Source organism: Lacihabitans soyangensis, assembly GCF_024343775.1.
Taxonomy (GTDB): domain Bacteria; phylum Bacteroidota; class Bacteroidia; order Cytophagales; family Spirosomataceae; genus Leadbetterella; species Leadbetterella soyangensis.
The window spans coordinates 1-14,675 of record NZ_RJUF01000020.1; the positions used below are offsets into that span (position 1 = coordinate 1).

General features: G+C 37.8%; 15 protein-coding genes. 9 read left to right on the plus strand and 6 right to left on the minus strand.

Annotated features, from left to right (window positions below):
• Positions 1-222 precede the first annotated feature (222 nt).
• Complete coding sequence (locus EGI31_RS08765; RefSeq protein ID WP_255036849.1) at positions 223-732, plus strand: hypothetical protein; 510 nt, start codon at positions 223-225, stop codon at positions 730-732.
• Positions 733-854: 122 nt separating this feature from the next.
• On the opposite strand, the gene EGI31_RS08770 is transcribed toward EGI31_RS08765, so the two are convergent.
• Positions 855-1,478 carry a C40 family peptidase gene (locus EGI31_RS08770; RefSeq protein WP_255036850.1) on the minus strand — a complete coding sequence of 208 codons (624 nt, stop codon included), beginning with the start codon at positions 1,476-1,478 and terminating at the stop codon, positions 855-857.
• A 57-nt stretch (positions 1,479-1,535) separates the two neighbouring features.
• Between EGI31_RS08770 and EGI31_RS08775 the strand changes: the two genes are divergently transcribed.
• Both EGI31_RS08775 and EGI31_RS08780 read left to right on the plus strand, forming a co-directional pair.
• The gene (locus tag EGI31_RS08775; protein ID WP_255036851.1) at positions 1,536-1,862 is read left to right on the plus strand and encodes a HesB/IscA family protein; all 327 of its coding nucleotides are present in this window, start codon (positions 1,536-1,538) and stop codon (positions 1,860-1,862) included.
• 248 nt (positions 1,863-2,110) lie between these two features.
• Positions 2,111-3,199 carry a saccharopine dehydrogenase family protein gene (locus EGI31_RS08780; RefSeq protein WP_255036852.1) on the plus strand — a complete coding sequence of 363 codons (1,089 nt, stop codon included), beginning with the start codon at positions 2,111-2,113 and terminating at the stop codon, positions 3,197-3,199.
• 266 nt (positions 3,200-3,465) lie between these two features.
• On the opposite strand, the gene lon is transcribed toward EGI31_RS08780, so the two are convergent.
• The 4 genes from lon to hisH form a co-directional block, all read right to left on the minus strand.
• A complete protein-coding gene (lon, locus tag EGI31_RS08785; RefSeq protein ID WP_255036853.1) occupies positions 3,466-5,943 on the minus strand; it encodes an endopeptidase La in 2,478 nt (825 codons plus the stop codon).
• 193 nt (positions 5,944-6,136) lie between these two features.
• Complete coding sequence (gene hisF, locus EGI31_RS08790) at positions 6,137-6,895, minus strand: imidazole glycerol phosphate synthase subunit HisF (RefSeq protein ID WP_255036854.1); 759 nt, start codon at positions 6,893-6,895, stop codon at positions 6,137-6,139.
• Positions 6,889-7,611, minus strand: a complete 723-nt coding sequence (hisA, locus tag EGI31_RS08795) for a 1-(5-phosphoribosyl)-5-[(5-phosphoribosylamino)methylideneamino]imidazole-4-carboxamide isomerase (RefSeq protein ID WP_255036855.1) — start codon at positions 7,609-7,611, stop codon at positions 6,889-6,891. Before hisA ends, hisF begins: the two co-directional genes overlap by 7 nt.
• Positions 7,608-8,204, minus strand: coding sequence for an imidazole glycerol phosphate synthase subunit HisH (gene hisH / locus EGI31_RS08800; RefSeq protein ID WP_255036856.1), 597 nt, complete (start codon positions 8,202-8,204; stop codon positions 7,608-7,610). The genes hisA and hisH overlap by 4 nt, the downstream gene beginning before the upstream one ends.
• 516 nt (positions 8,205-8,720) lie before the next feature.
• On the opposite strand from hisH, the gene EGI31_RS08805 reads away from it, so the two are divergent.
• From EGI31_RS08805 to EGI31_RS08830, 6 genes are all read left to right on the plus strand, one after another.
• Positions 8,721-9,695 (plus strand): polyprenyl synthetase family protein, encoded by a 975-nt coding sequence (locus EGI31_RS08805; protein WP_255036857.1) that lies wholly within the window; start codon positions 8,721-8,723, stop codon positions 9,693-9,695.
• Between the two features lie 189 nt (positions 9,696-9,884).
• Positions 9,885-10,025, plus strand: coding sequence for a hypothetical protein (locus EGI31_RS08810; RefSeq protein WP_255036858.1), 141 nt, complete (start codon positions 9,885-9,887; stop codon positions 10,023-10,025).
• Between the two features lie 75 nt (positions 10,026-10,100).
• Entirely contained in the window at positions 10,101-10,505 is a 405-nt protein-coding gene (locus EGI31_RS08815; RefSeq protein WP_255036859.1) for a hypothetical protein, read from the plus strand.
• Positions 10,506-10,662: 157 nt separating this feature from the next.
• Positions 10,663-11,169, plus strand: a complete 507-nt coding sequence (locus tag EGI31_RS08820; RefSeq protein WP_255036860.1) for a hypothetical protein — start codon at positions 10,663-10,665, stop codon at positions 11,167-11,169.
• A gap of 5 nt (positions 11,170-11,174) precedes the next feature.
• Positions 11,175-11,648 (plus strand): helix-turn-helix transcriptional regulator, encoded by a 474-nt coding sequence (locus tag EGI31_RS08825; protein WP_255036861.1) that lies wholly within the window; start codon positions 11,175-11,177, stop codon positions 11,646-11,648.
• Between the two features lie 72 nt (positions 11,649-11,720).
• Positions 11,721-12,542, plus strand: coding sequence for a serine hydrolase (locus tag EGI31_RS08830; protein ID WP_255036862.1), 822 nt, complete (start codon positions 11,721-11,723; stop codon positions 12,540-12,542).
• Between the two features lie 56 nt (positions 12,543-12,598).
• On the opposite strand, the gene EGI31_RS08835 is transcribed toward EGI31_RS08830, so the two are convergent.
• Complete coding sequence (locus tag EGI31_RS08835) at positions 12,599-14,671, minus strand: carboxy terminal-processing peptidase (protein ID WP_255036863.1); 2,073 nt, start codon at positions 14,669-14,671, stop codon at positions 12,599-12,601.
• Between the last annotated feature and the right edge of the window lie 4 nt (positions 14,672-14,675).

Here is a 14,675-nt window from a genome sequence, read left to right on the forward strand (position 1 = left end):
AAGAAGGAAAAACCGCCGAAGAAATCCAAAAAACCTGGGAACCGGATCTTTCAGAATACAAAAAAATGAGGTTGAAGTATGTTTTATATGATTGCGTGAAAAGGTTTGGTTGGAATAAATTGTATTATATTTAACTTCGGTAAAAGATATAAATTTAACTGAAAGAGGGCAAGAGCCTTATTAAACACATCACAGGAATAAATTATGTCATAAATAGCCTATATGAAAAACGTTATTTTACTATTTGTTTTCTTTGCCATTGTTAGTTCTTGCACAGAATCTAAAAAGAAATCCAATTTTGACGTAGCTGAAAGTTCATTTTTAAATCAAAATATAGATAGCCTTTTAAATATAGCTCTTAACCAAGGGTCTAAAAAGGCATTTGATAATGCGGCCTTATTGTTAGACTATTACGATGATATGGATAGATTATTCTTCGCATCCATTATAATGGCTAATAAATATAATTATTCAAAAGCTTATTATCGAGCTTTTATGTGTTTAAAAGAGGGATTTGATACAAACTATTCTAAAATAGAACTCAATAATGATTTGAATTTTTCTTTCGCAAAGTACTATTTGTTAAAAGCCAAAGAAATTGAAAAAAAAGATGAGGATCTTATTTTTTCAATCAATGTTGAATTGAAAACTTCTTTTAAAGAATACCCGTTGCTTCCTAATTCGGAAGATTATTTGCTTTCTGAATTAAAAAAAAGAAAAACCCTTCAATAAACTAATTTGCATTTCTTGATTCAAAAAAAGACTTATAGTCGAAGAAAATCAATCTTGGTTAGTGGTATTTTCCACCAAATTCAAACAAAACCCAGCTCTTCAACCAAACAACAAGCTCACCCTCAAATAAGTATAGCCTTCATTTCCAATGCATTCTGTCGCCAAAAAGCACCTGGGCTGATAAAAACTCCTTTTTCTTTGGGTAGCTCAATATTGGCATATTTGAAAGCCTCATAAATATATTCAGCACAGGTGTATTTTTCGTCATGAAAGAAATTATCAAAACCCCAAAAGCTTCGCCAGAGTATTCGCCAATATTCTTTTCGGTCATATTGTTTGGAGAGATTGTCGACACAAAACTCTTTGACGGCTTTTTGTTTGACTAAGTCGCTGGCCAAAAGTTCATGCTTTGCCCAAGCAACTCTGCCTTTGTAGGGTTTATTTTTTCCGTCATAATCTTTGTAAATAAACGACAAAGGCAACATTCTTACTCCAACTTCCAACACACTTTCAATCAAAAAAACTCTGTCCAATTCCTCGATCCTAACCACCATCCCTACATGGCTCCAAGCCGACTTACTACGCCAACGAATCAAGCCTGAGAGCCAATGGTCGCCTGAAAAAAATAGCAAATCGCCAGTTTTAAACTCACTACGCATGGCCTCATAAAAACGCAAATTTGTCCCTAAAGTTTGATATTCATATATTTTGTCCAGTATCCTTTTTGACTTTATTTGTCTCGCCATGAAACTTTTGGATTATAATTAAAGTTTTAATAGGAGTAAATATAAATTAATTTCGAAATGATTACGGTAACAGAGCAGGCAAAAAATAAAATTTTGGAATTAAAAAGCAAGGAAGGAAAAAACGAAAATCATGGTATCAGAGTTGCAGTAGAAGGCGGCGGATGTTCAGGTTTGATGTACGACCTCGCTTTTGATGCAGAACAACAGCCCAACGATCATATATATGAAGACCAAGGCGTAAAAATATTTGTAGACAAAAAGAGTCTTCTATATCTTATTGGAACCCAACTAGACTACAGCGATGGCCTAAATGGCAAAGGTTTTCAATTTAAAAATCCCAACGCCAGCCGTACTTGTGGCTGCGGAGAGAGTTTTTCGGTTTAGTTTTCATAAAAACATCATCAGTAGGCGGAGAATTTCTTCGCCTTTTTTTGTGGCTTAATAGATAGGTTTTTCAATTTAAATTGTAATTTAGAATCGTAAAACAGAATCACATTGTTTAACGATTTAAACTTCCTCCTTGCCCGACTGGCCTACTTACGTAGTGCTTGCTCGTTTGTGCCTGATTTTACAGCTTAATTCTATCTACTTTTTTAGCTGTCGCATTTACATTTCAACATAAATAAAAAATCATGAACACATTCAAAGATGGGTCGAAAATCCTCGTTATCGGCATGGGAAAAGTTGGCTCTTTGGTGGGGATTTTACTCAATAAACGATTCAAAGTAACAGGTTTAGACAAAAACCCACCACATTATGACCTAACCTTACCTTTTGATGTTCTTGAAGGTGATTGCTCCGATAAGATCTTTTTAGAAAACACCATTCCGGCATTTGAAGCTGTAGTTTCCTGTATGCCCTATTTCCTAAATCTCCCTATCGCTCAAATTTGCCACAAAAATGCCGTTCACTATTTCGACCTGACGGAGGATGTTCCAACCACCCAGGCCATCAGAAAAATGGCCGAATCATCCAAATCTATTATGGCTCCACAATGTGGATTGGCACCGGGTTTTATTGGTATTGTAGGTGCCGATTTGTGCAAAAGATTTGACAAAATCAGAGATATTGAGCTGCGTGTAGGTGCCTTGCCACAATTTCCTAACGGACTCCTCGGCTATTCATTTACTTGGTCTCCAGCGGGTGTAATCAACGAATACATCAATGACTGCGAGGTGATTCACAACGGACAAAAAAAGATGGTGCCAGCTTTGGACGGACTTGAGAAAATATACATTGGCGGCGAGGAATTTGAAGCTTTCAGCACTTCTGGCGGCCTTGGAACCATGTGCGAGACTTATGAGGGCAAAGTAGATACACTCAACTACAAAACCATGAGATATCCAGGGCATTGTAAACTCATGAAATTCCTGCTTTATGAGCTCATCATGAAAGACGACAGACAACAATTAGAACAAATCTTGACCAACGCCAAACCACCTGTACAAGAAGATGTGGTGTATGTCTATGCCGTAGTAGAAGGTTGGAAAAATGGCAAAATCAAACGTGAAGAGTATTACAGACCATTTCAACCGATTGTTATAGATGGAGAGCATTGGCGAGCCATTTCCTGGACTACCGCTGCCTCCATAGCTGCTGTGGTAGAAATGGTAGCCGACGACAAACTCACCAATTTGGGTTTTATTAAACAGGAAGAAATAAATTTTGAAGCTTTTTTGGAAACTACGAATGGGAAATATTTTTTAGAAAGGGATTTATAGGTGGCTTTGCTATTCCACAAAGGTTCACTAAGGAGGCACGAAGTTACACAAAGAAAATAGACGTTATCAAATATAGGAAAAAATTCACAATAAATTGATTGTTAAATCTTTAAAATACAAAGTCCAATTCTTAAAACCACTTAAATTTATGATTTTCTCAAACAAACTCTCTGCGAAACTTTGTGGATTCTTTGTGTGACTTTGTGTAACAACATTCTCCTGGACTTCAAAAAAAACTCATAAAAAAAGGCCTCACGGCCTTTTAATTATACTAATTCCTTTTTCGCTTCTTCTGAAAAACTGAAGACAATGGGCTTCTTTACTTTTTCTTCAAGAAGGGCTATTTCTAAAACCTCCTCCACGTAGTTTACATAATGGAAAGTCAAGCCTTTGGTGTACTCCTCTCCTATTTCCTCCACATCTTTTTGGTTTTTATAGCACATCACTATCTCCTTGATATTGGCTCTTTTGGCCGCCAATATCTTCTCTTTGATACCTCCCACCGGTAACACCTTGCCACGTAGTGTGGTTTCGCCCGTCATGGCAATATCTTTTTTTATTTTTCTTTGGGTAAAAATAGAGGCCATAGAAACCAACATAGTAATACCAGCAGATGGACCGTCTTTAGGCACAGCTCCCTGTGGAACGTGTATGTGCAAGTCATAATTTCCAAATACTCGGTAATCAATTCCCAAGTCTTCAGCGTGAGATTTCAGATATGAAAGTGCGGTTACAGCAGATTCCTTCATTACATCGCCCAGTTGGCCAGAAAGTGTCAGAGCTCCTTTGCCTTTGCTTAAGTTAGACTCAATGAACAAAATATCACCACCAACGGGCGTCCAAGCCAAGCCAGTCACTACACCTGCTAGGTCATTTCCTTCATATAAATCTTTGTCAAATATAGGCTGACCCAATAATCGCTCCACATCAGCTTCTTTGACGTTTGGATTGTATTGCTCATCCATGGCCACAAACTTGGCAATTTTTCTGACCAAACTACCCAATTTATGTTCTAAGCTCCTCACGCCAGACTCTCTGGTGTAACCCTCTATAAGCTTAACAATAGCTCCGTTTGTGATTTTGAACATACCAGGCGTAAGTCCATGAAGCTCAATTTGCTTTGGCAACAAATGCCGCTTGGCTATCTCCACTTTCTCTTCTACTGTATATCCACTCAATTCGATAATTTCCATTCTGTCTCTCAAAGCCGGTTGAATGGTATCTAAAGAGTTGGCGGTGGCTATAAACAAGACTTTAGAAAGGTCGTAATCGACTTCCAAATAATTATCCTTAAAGGCATTATTTTGCTCAGGATCAAGCACTTCTAACAAGGCACTCGATGGGTCTCCACGGTGGTCACGAGAAATCTTATCTATTTCATCCAAAATAAATACCGGATTACTTTTTTTAGCTTTCTGGATATTGTTGATGATTTTGCCTGGCATAGCACCGATGTAGGTTTTTCTATGACCACGAATCTCCGCCTCGTCATGTACGCCACCCAAGGCCATTCTTACGTATTCTCTGCCCAAGGCTTTGGCTATGGATTTACCCAAAGATGTTTTACCAACTCCTGGAGGGCCATAAAGACAGAGTAAAGGAGCTTTCATGTCGTTGCGAAGTTTCAACACGGCCAAATATTCCAAAATTCTTTCCTTTACTTTGGTCAGCCCAAAATGGTCTCCATCCAATATTTTCTTTGCCCTAGTCAAAGAAAAATTATCTTTGCTGTATTCATTCCAAGGCAAATCAACCAAAAGTTCGGCATAGCCCAGAGACACACCATACTCGGGTGCCATGGAGTTCATCCGCATGATTTTGTTGAGTTCTTTGTTGAAATGCTCGTTGATTTCAGGTGTCCATTTCTTTTTGGCTCCTTTGGCACGTAGCTTCTCTACTTCTTGGTCTGGAGAATCCATTCCAAGCTCTTCCTGAAGCACTTTTATTTGCTGACGAAGATAATATTCCTTTTGTTGTTGATCAATATCTGAAGACGCCTTACTTTGTATATCTTTCTTAATTTCAAGCACTTGCACTTCTTTCATCATGTGCTCGAGCAGTTTGGTAGCTTGCTCGTACCCATCAAAGGTTTCCAACAAGAGTTGTTTGTCCGAAATCCCAATGTTAAGATTTGACGACAGAAAGTGCGTCAGAAAATTCGGCGTGTCGATGTTGTTTATAGCTATTTGGGCATCTCTCGGAATCTCAGGATTCAGATTCAAGATATTCAATGCCGCTTCTTTCAAACTAGATATCAAGGCTTTAGTTTCCTTTTTCTTCGGATTCGGAAAATGGTCTTCAATATATGTTACCTTCGCCATCAAATGCGGGTCGGTTTTGGTAAACTCATCTACCTTAAATCTTCTCCTTCCCTGCAAAATGATAGTCACGTTACCATCAGGCAACACAATCATTTTGATAATATGAGCAATGGTTCCTACTTTATACAGGTCATCTTCCGAAGGTTCGTCGTTGGTTTGGCGAGCCTGAGAAATAATACCCAAAGTCTTGTCTCCCTTATATGCTTTTTTTACAAGTTTTGTCCCTTTAGCACGTGTTACAGTTACAGGTATCACTATACCTGGAAAAAGCACGGTGTTTCGAAGTGGTAAAATTGGCAGAAATTCTGGCAGGTTGTTGTCATCTTCCATAACCTCGTCTGGTGGTGAAATCTCAATCATCTCCACACTTTCAATGTTTTTTCCTGAAAGACCTATATTGTTAAAATTATCGAAATCTAGCATGTATGATATGTCAAACTCAATATTTGACGGTTTTATTTCTAAATGGTATAGTTCAATCGGTCAAACCTTATGCCATCAGATAACTTCATGGCAAAATGGCAGACTTTTGTAAAAGTAAATATACAAACGAAAAATTAAACGAGGTAGATTTTGACAATAATCCGATTTAAAGGTATTTTTTTATTGCTTTTTGTCAAACAATTCGCATCGGAACACCCCTCTCAGCCAAATATTGCTTTAAGTCTGGAATCGGAATTTCTCTAAAATGGAAAATACTTGCGGCCAAACCTGCGTCTGCTTTTCCTGCAGTGAAAACATCATAAAAATGCTCCATTTTTCCAGCTCCTCCTGAGGCTATCACAGGTATATGCAAATTTTCTGATACAAAAGAGGTAATATCTAGAGCAAAACCGTTTTTTGTGCCGTCAGCATCCATGGAGGTCAGTAATATCTCGCCGGCACCCAGTTCTTCTACTTGTTTCACCCACTGACGGGTACGTAGTTCGGTCGGTTTTCTGCCGCCGTGCGTGTGCACAATGTCTTCTCCCTCTACATGTCGGGTATCTATAGCCACCACAATACACTGACTACCAAACTCTTTGGCCAATTCATAAACCAGTTGAGGATTTTTAACTGCGGATGAATTTATAGACACTTTGTCAGCCCCTGCATTGAGCAATTTGGACACATCCGAAATACTTCCAATTCCACCTCCTACCGTAAAAGGTATATTGACCGCATGTGCCACTTTGTTCACCAAGTCGAGCAAAGTTTTGCGTTCTTCAACCGTAGCGGTAATGTCCAAAAACACCAATTCGTCGGCACCTTGCTGGGCATAAATGGCCGCCAGTTCCACAGGATCACCAGCATCTCGCAAATCTACAAAATTGGTCCCTTTTACAGTCCGGCCCTCTTTGATATCCAGACAAGGTATAATTCTTTTTGTTAGCATATAAATTTCTCCAGCTCTTTCAAACTAATTTTTCCTTCATAAATGGCCTTTCCCACAATCACTCCAAACACACCTTGCTCATTGAGCTTTTCCAAATCCTTCATCTCACTCACCCCTCCACTGGCTATAATATGTAGGTCAGCAAACTTGGCTTGCATTTTTTCATATAAATCAAAAGATGGCCCTTGCAAAAGTCCGTCCTTGGCTACGTCGGTGCTTATGGTGTACTTTATTCCTTTCTTTAGATACTCTTCAATAAAATCAAAAACCGAAACTTTAGTGGCTTCTTGCCAGCCAGAAATGGCTATCATTTCGTCTTTGGCATCGGCACCGAGTATGATTTTTTCTGGACCGAATTTCTCCAACCAACTCAAGAACATCTCTTGGTTTTTAACCGCTATACTTCCACCAGTGATCATTTTCGCACCAAAATCAAAGGCCTTCTGGATGTCGATATCCGACTGAATTCCACCTCCGAAGTCTATAATCAAATCAGTAGAATTGGCTATTTTCTCCAGAACCTTGTGATTGATAATCCTTTTCTCTTTTGCTCCGTCCAAGTCTACCAAATGGAGTCTTTTTATCCCCGCACCTTCAAACTCTTTGGCTACCTCAGCCGGGTCTTCATTGTAAATTTTCTTTTGTCCATAATCGCCCTGCGTGAGCCTAACACACTTACCATCAATAATATCTATCGCCGGAATTACCTGAATCATAAAGCTAAAAAGTTTTTAAATATTTGTTGTCCTACCTCGCCGCTGATTTCGGAGTGAAACTGACAGGCAAAGAAATTGTCTTTTTGTAAAATCGCCGAATATTCCAACACGTAGTCGGTTTTGGCTACCGTATATTTTGAAAGCGGAGCGTAATAGCCGTGGTTATAATACACGTACGAATCTTCTTTAACTGACTCACATATAGTTGTTTGTAAGTCATAAATATTGTTCCATCCCGTCTGCGGGATTTTAAAACCATCTGTTTTCGGAAATTTCAGAATCGGTATATCAAATACGCCCAAACATTTGGTATCACTCTCTTCCGAGGAATCACAGAGCAACTGCATACCTACACAGGTGCCCAAAAAAGGCTGCTTTAGTGTCGGAATGAGCTCATCCAATCCCGTTTCTTTCAAGCTTCGCATAGCCGAACCTGCCTCACCTACACCCGGAAAAATAATTTTATTGGAATTCTGAATACGCTCAGGGTCGTCTGTCAACTCATATGTGGCACCAATTCGCTCTAGAGCTATGATAACCGACATGATATTGCCCGCGTTGTATTTTATAATTGAAATCTCTGGTCTATTCATTCGGCAAAATTACGGCTCATTTTTGAGCAAACTCACTTTTGGTTTAAAAAATAAAACCCGACTAATTTGTCGGGCCTATTTGTTCGCTAAATTTGTCAGGAAAAAATCTTTTGTGTAATGGATTAATAAACAAGCTGATAATAAACGCTATGATGCTTTCACTTTTGTGAATCAGATGAGAAATTTTGTGTTTTTTGAGAAAAAGTTTTATTAGGAAAAACGCAAAAAGAACTCAAAATCTTCAAACCATAAGAATTTCAGAACCGCTAGTTTTGGTAATAGATTGATTATTAATATTTAATTTGTGCAAAATAAAATATACTTGAGCCAATTCCAAAATATTATCCCAATTAATGTACAAAAAAATAACATTTCAGGCTTAAAAAATTGAAATAATACAATAAAGGCTTCATTAATCTTAAACGCAATTAGGTAATTGTTTTATTAATAAATAAATTTGCTCAATTTTAAACAACCTGTAAACTCCCCTGTTACCAATTAGTAACAGAATCATAAATGGCCATTTCAATTGATGAAATACAGGCTCCCATCATAGAGGAGATGAATAGTTTCGAGAAGAAATTCAGAAATTCTATGAAAACGAATGTGATGCTTCTTGACCAAATCATGAAGTACATCATTCACCGAAAAGGGAAGCAAATCAGACCCATGTTTGTGTTTCTGACTGCCGGCACGGTGGGCCAAATCGCTGACTCTACCTACCGAGGAGCAGCTCTGATTGAACTTGTACACACCGCATCGCTCGTGCACGACGACGTGGTGGACGACTCCAACTACCGCAGGGGATTTTTCTCTATCAATGCTCTTTGGAAAAACAAAATCGCTGTTTTGGTAGGTGATTTCCTACTTAGTAAAGGCCTAGATCTCAGCCTAAAACACAAAGACTACAACCTCATGGAGATTGTTAACAACGCCGTAAAAGAAATGAGTGAAGGCGAGTTGTTACAAATAGAAAAAGCCAGAAAATTAGACATAACCGAAGACATCTATTTCGACGTAATCCGCAAAAAAACAGCCTCTCTGATAGCTTCTTGCTGTGCTGTAGGTGCAGCCTCCACCGGTGCCGATGAAACCATGGTAGAAAAAGCCCGACTTTTGGGCGAAAAAATAGGCATGGCGTTTCAGATAAAAGATGACCTGTTTGACTTCGGCACCGACGAAATAGGCAAACCTACAGGCATTGACATCAAAGAGAAAAAGATGACTTTACCGCTTATATTTGCCCTCAATAACACAGGATGGTTTACGAAAAGGAAGATCATCAATCTCATCAAAAACGAATCTGACAAACCTAACAAGGTGCTAGAAGTAATTGATTTTGTAAGAAGTTCAGGAGGAATAGATTACACCAAAAAAATCATGCAGAATTTCGTAAACCAAGCTTACGAAATCCTCGACACCTTCCCAGAATCCGCCCACAAAAACTCACTTAAAAATCTGGTGCAGTTCACTATAGAAAGGACGAAGTAGGGGTTTTATTGTCAAAGCAGTTTCTACTTTATTTCATTGGTTTTCAAAACGAATTATTTCTTATATTTGATCAAAAGAAATATTTATACACACCAGAATGCAACAATTCAGTGTAAAATTAATTCTGTTTTGCATTTATTTATGAGTTAGCATCTAAACTATCGACACTTTTCGACTACCAATCTGAAAATGAAAAGAACTTTAACAACAAAACAACTTCTTATTGAAGCTGCTGATTTTGTAGAAAGAAAATATGATAATCAACGTCAAAGAATAAATTTTACCGAATTTATCGAACATAACGAGTTTGAACTTGCCCTTGATTCCTAATTAGATTTTGCTGACGAAGTTGAAGACCGTATTGAATATGGATTTTGGCAGAACCTTGAACAAACAGCAAGTAAAATGAAGCTTTCAGACCACGAAAAAATCATAAAACAAAAAATTACTGACTCTCGGTATGATAAAGCAAAAGAATTTAAGCTGAGAAATCCAGAAATAGAATCAGAAATTTACTATTTGAAAGAAAGCCAAGGTGGTCTTTCAACATTTGTTTACAGCGGCTATCGAGGAACATTTTACTTTGAAGGACAATACAACGCTGCAGTTCAAGAATTTATAGGGCAAGTTAAGTGCAATCAAGGAGAAACTGTCAGAACTTTAATGTCTTTTGCTGTACCAGAGGTCCAAATTGGGAGACTGTACGAAGGACTAAAATTTGAAATTACGGAGGGAATCAAGGTTGTGGGAAGAGGTGAAATTATAAAAATATTGCGAATAGACTTGAACAAAACCTTCGTCCGTTCATAGTCTACCTTCAGGGAACTTTGAACCACACGGGAAAGCAATCTGATACATACAATTCATTCCGCAAAGTCCCTGCGGAGACTCTGCTGGAACAAAAAAATAACTTAAAAATTCTACAAATTGTATAATTTTACTTATCTTTGTATTACACAATGCAAAAATGAAAGTAAAAATCATTAGAGTTATCGATGGCCAAGTGGTTGATGCTCAAATAAAACAACCTTCTGGTCTGACTTTGCCTTCCCTTACAGATGGTTGGCGTTTTAATTTCAAAAAACATTCAAAAAATGCGGGCTTTGAGACATACATTTTAGTTTGTGAGGAATCTCCAAGTGTAATTGAGGCTTGTCTTACTTTTCATTTAAGAAACAAAGTTGAACCTTATATGGCCTATATTGAACTAGCTCCACACAATAAAGGAATAAGCAAACGATATGATAAAGTTGCAGCTTGCCTTATAGCTTATGCTTGCAGACTTAGCTTTTTATATGGTATTGAACACTTTAAAGGCTGGCTTGCATTTGATGTAATGGAGCAGAATAAGGAGGATGAATTAAAATTAATGGCTGTGTATTGTCAAAAGTACGGAGCATTAAAATGGGGAGAAACCACGATGGTTATTAGCCCAGAGGTTGGTGAGCAATTAATTGATAAATTTCTAAATTAAATACTATGGAAAATAAAGAAATTGAAATAACAGAAATTTGGAATGATAAAAAAAGTGATTCGCTGAAAGATTTTATAATCAGTCAGTCACAAAAGCTATCTAAAGAACGAAAGCTAAAAAATGACTTATTGGCGATACAATATCAAATTGAGGATTACATAGAAACTGAAACTACATCGGAAAGATTAAGAGTACTTGATTTTGTTAAACTTTACTTAAAAACATTCAATGTAACTCAAAAGAGATTGGCACATTTGTTTGAAATGAAAGACAGTAATCTCCACAAATATTTGATTGGCGAAAGGAAACTGAATGCCAATATCGTTTTAAAACTTAGTTCATTCTCGAATCTAAGTCCGGAATACTGGTTAAGAATAGAGGTCAAAAACGAATTGCTTGAGATTACTAAAGAAAAAGAAAGATATGCGGACTATTCAAAGTACGACTACAGAAACTTGTTTGTAGCAGCCGAAGAATAAGCTTGGTTATTTTGGAGTCTGCCTTTTGGGGACACTTCTGGCTAATCACTAATTTTAATACAAAAAAAGGAAATGAAATTTCTTATTGCCCTTAACGCAATTTTGATAATGGCCATTAATTTATCTGCAAATGCCCAATCTTTAGAAAAGTATCTAAAAGAACTCGATCCTGAGATAATGGTTTCTATGAAACTTCAAAATCAAAAGGGTGAGTTGCTTTTTGAAAAAAACAGCCGTAAGGTGGTTCCGAGTGCGAGTATTATAAAAATACCGATACTGCTGTCCCTGCTGAAAGCGAAAGGGATGAATCTTAACCACAAATATACACCTCTACCAAAGGACATTGTGGGTGGCTCAGGGGATATCCAGTATGAAGTTCCTTTTAAAAAATTCACTTACAATTATTTAGCTCAAAAAATGATAAGTGTTAGTGATAACACTGCCACCAATATTCTCATAGAAAAACTTGGCTCAGAGCAAATTCAAGACAACATAAATAACTGGGGATTAACCAACACCAAGCTCAATAGAAAAATGATGGATTTTGAGGCCATCAAAGCTGGAAAACAAAATTTTACGACTTGTGAAGATATGAACGGTTTGTTACTCAAACTTTTGAACCAACAATTACTCTCCAAAAAATCTGGCAAAAAAGCCATGGAGTTTCTTTTGTCTTGTGAAGACAGAACCACTATACCGAGAAATATCCCCGTAAATATACCCATCGCACACAAAACAGGGACGCTGGACTATGTCCGTGGCGATGCGGGTATAATTTTCTCCAAAAATATTTTGATACTTACCGTGTTTGTAGAAAACTTTGAGAGTCTTGAGCAGGCCGAAACGATTATCGGAAAAATAGCAGAATGCTGCGATAAAGACTTTGGGCAATAAAAAAAGCCCGCTTTCGCAGGCTTTTTCCATATAAATTAATCGGAAGATTCATGAAATCATTTCAATAAAGCAATCAAATCACAAAGGATTTTTTCTGATTCTGTTAGATACAAATCTTCTTCTTTGTCATTCTTACCGCTAGATTTATTGATTTTCTTAACGGCTTTTCTGTTATTTTCTGTTTCTTCTTTCTCTTTCTTACGCAATTCGTAATTCAAAGAATACTCCTTTTTGTCTTTTTGAGATTTGTATTCTTCCAAGTCTACCACAAGCTCTTTCAATGCTTCGTCACTCTTTAAGCGTGACTGAAATTTAGAATCTAACTTACTGATTATCTTCTCGTTGATATTATTAGTTTTTACGAAACCCGCATTTTCCACTTCGTCATAAGGTAGTGCAGTTGGCTGCGAACTCTCACCCATTTCGTCTGCATTAAACGGAGACGGCAAGGCCAAGTCTGGCTCAACACCTTTCAACTGGGTGCTGTTACCAGTAATACGGTAGAATTTCTCGGTAGTTAGTTTCAACTGACCAAAACGCTCTTTCGCTTCAAAACCAACACCTGATGAAACGCCGTTATTCTCCTTAGTTCTAGATGCTTGACGTGGTGAATTCAAGAATTGATCAAGGTCTACCAACTGTTGCACTGTTCCTTTTCCATATGATCTCTCACCTACTATCACACCTCTTTTGTAGTCTTGAATAGCTCCTGCAAAAATCTCCGATGCGGAAGCACTGAATCTATTTTGAAGAATCATAAGGGGACCCGCATAAACCGTTTCTTTATCAGTATCAGACTCTACGTCTACTTTACCACGACCAGTTCTACGTTGAACCACTGGGCCGTCAGGAATAAACAAACCCGAAAGATTGATGGCTTCTGTCAGTGAACCACCACCATTGTTTCTTAAGTCAATCAAAACCCCGTCAACACCCTTCTCTTCAAAATCCAAAAGGAATTTCTTCACGTCTTTGGTGGTACTTTGGAAATCTCCACCCTTGCGAGCATCCTCAAAGTCACGGTAGAACATCGGAATGTCTATTACCCCTATTTTGTACTCTTTTTTATCGTGTTTGATATCAATTACTTCACCTTGAGCTACAGCTTCTTCAAGCTTTATTTTCTCTCTAACAATTCTCAAAAGCTTTGGCTCTGTACCAGTCGGAGCATCTGATGGCAAAAGTTTAAGTCTTACCACAGTACCCTTTTTACCACGAATTAGCTTTACTGCATCGTCGGTCAACCAACCTATAATGTCTTGAAACTCGCCGTCATCACCTTGAGCAACACCCACTATGTAGTCATTTTTGCTACCTTGACCACTTTTAAACAATGGACCACCAGGCACTACATCCACTATCATCACATAATCACCTTCATTTCTTAGAGTCGCACCGATTCCTTCCAGCGACTGACTCATTTCTATATTAAACTGAGCCGCACTACTTGGAATCATGTAAGACGTATGCGGGTCTATAATTTCCGTAAAAGCGTTCATGAAAGTTTGGAAAATATCCTCAGCTCTCCATTTCAAAACTCTACTTTCGTACATGTCGTAGCGTTTGTTCAACGTCGCCACTATGGCACTGTCTGTGCTACCGCTGAGTTTTAAGCCCAATGCTTGGCTCAATATAATTTTATCCCAAACCTTGTCCAATTCCTTTTCGTCTTTGGCCCAAAGAGATGTTGTACGATTTACCTCATAGGTATCATTCGTAGTGAAATCCATTGGTTTTTTCAAAAACTCCTTGATGTAGGCGTGTCTGTTTTTATACTTTAATCTGTAAGCATTAAAAACATCAAAAGGTGCGTTTAAATCACCTGAAAGCATAGCCTCATCTATGGTAAATCTGTATTTTTCAAAAGAATCTATTTCTGCCTTTGTAAAATAGGCCTTCGAGCCATCCACGTTATCTATAAAACTCGACCATATTTTTGAAGACAATGAGTCATCCAAAACGAACTTCCTGTAATGGTAGTTATTGAGGAATTGGGTAACAAATGCTTGAACCTTAGCATGTGAAGCCGTAGGTTTCAGTGGGTCATAGCTGTACTTGGGAGTTTCTGTTTGTGAAAAGGCCAAGAAACTTGAAAGACCCAAAAAAGTAATTAAAAAGCTTTTTCTCATTTTC

Coding starts and splice junctions, on each gene's coding strand:
- EGI31_RS08765 (WP_255036849.1), top strand. CDS start 223: ATGAAAAACGTTATTTTACTATTTGTTTTCTTTGCCATTGTTAGTTCT.
- EGI31_RS08770 (WP_255036850.1), bottom strand. CDS start 1,478: ATGGCGAGACAAATAAAGTCAAAAAGGATACTGGACAAAATATATGAA.
- EGI31_RS08775 (WP_255036851.1), top strand. CDS start 1,536: ATGATTACGGTAACAGAGCAGGCAAAAAATAAAATTTTGGAATTAAAA.
- EGI31_RS08780 (WP_255036852.1), top strand. CDS start 2,111: ATGAACACATTCAAAGATGGGTCGAAAATCCTCGTTATCGGCATGGGA.
- lon (WP_255036853.1), bottom strand. CDS start 5,943: ATGCTAGATTTCGATAATTTTAACAATATAGGTCTTTCAGGAAAAAAC.
- hisF (WP_255036854.1), bottom strand. CDS start 6,895: ATGCTAACAAAAAGAATTATACCTTGTCTGGATATCAAAGAGGGCCGG.
- hisA (WP_255036855.1), bottom strand. CDS start 7,611: ATGATTCAGGTAATTCCGGCGATAGATATTATTGATGGTAAGTGTGTT.
- hisH (WP_255036856.1), bottom strand. CDS start 8,204: ATGAATAGACCAGAGATTTCAATTATAAAATACAACGCGGGCAATATC.
- EGI31_RS08805 (WP_255036857.1), top strand. CDS start 8,721: ATGGCCATTTCAATTGATGAAATACAGGCTCCCATCATAGAGGAGATG.
- EGI31_RS08810 (WP_255036858.1), top strand. CDS start 9,885: ATGAAAAGAACTTTAACAACAAAACAACTTCTTATTGAAGCTGCTGAT.
- EGI31_RS08815 (WP_255036859.1), top strand. CDS start 10,101: ATGAAGCTTTCAGACCACGAAAAAATCATAAAACAAAAAATTACTGAC.
- EGI31_RS08820 (WP_255036860.1), top strand. CDS start 10,663: ATGAAAGTAAAAATCATTAGAGTTATCGATGGCCAAGTGGTTGATGCT.
- EGI31_RS08825 (WP_255036861.1), top strand. CDS start 11,175: ATGGAAAATAAAGAAATTGAAATAACAGAAATTTGGAATGATAAAAAA.
- EGI31_RS08830 (WP_255036862.1), top strand. CDS start 11,721: ATGAAATTTCTTATTGCCCTTAACGCAATTTTGATAATGGCCATTAAT.
- EGI31_RS08835 (WP_255036863.1), bottom strand. CDS start 14,671: ATGAGAAAAAGCTTTTTAATTACTTTTTTGGGTCTTTCAAGTTTCTTG.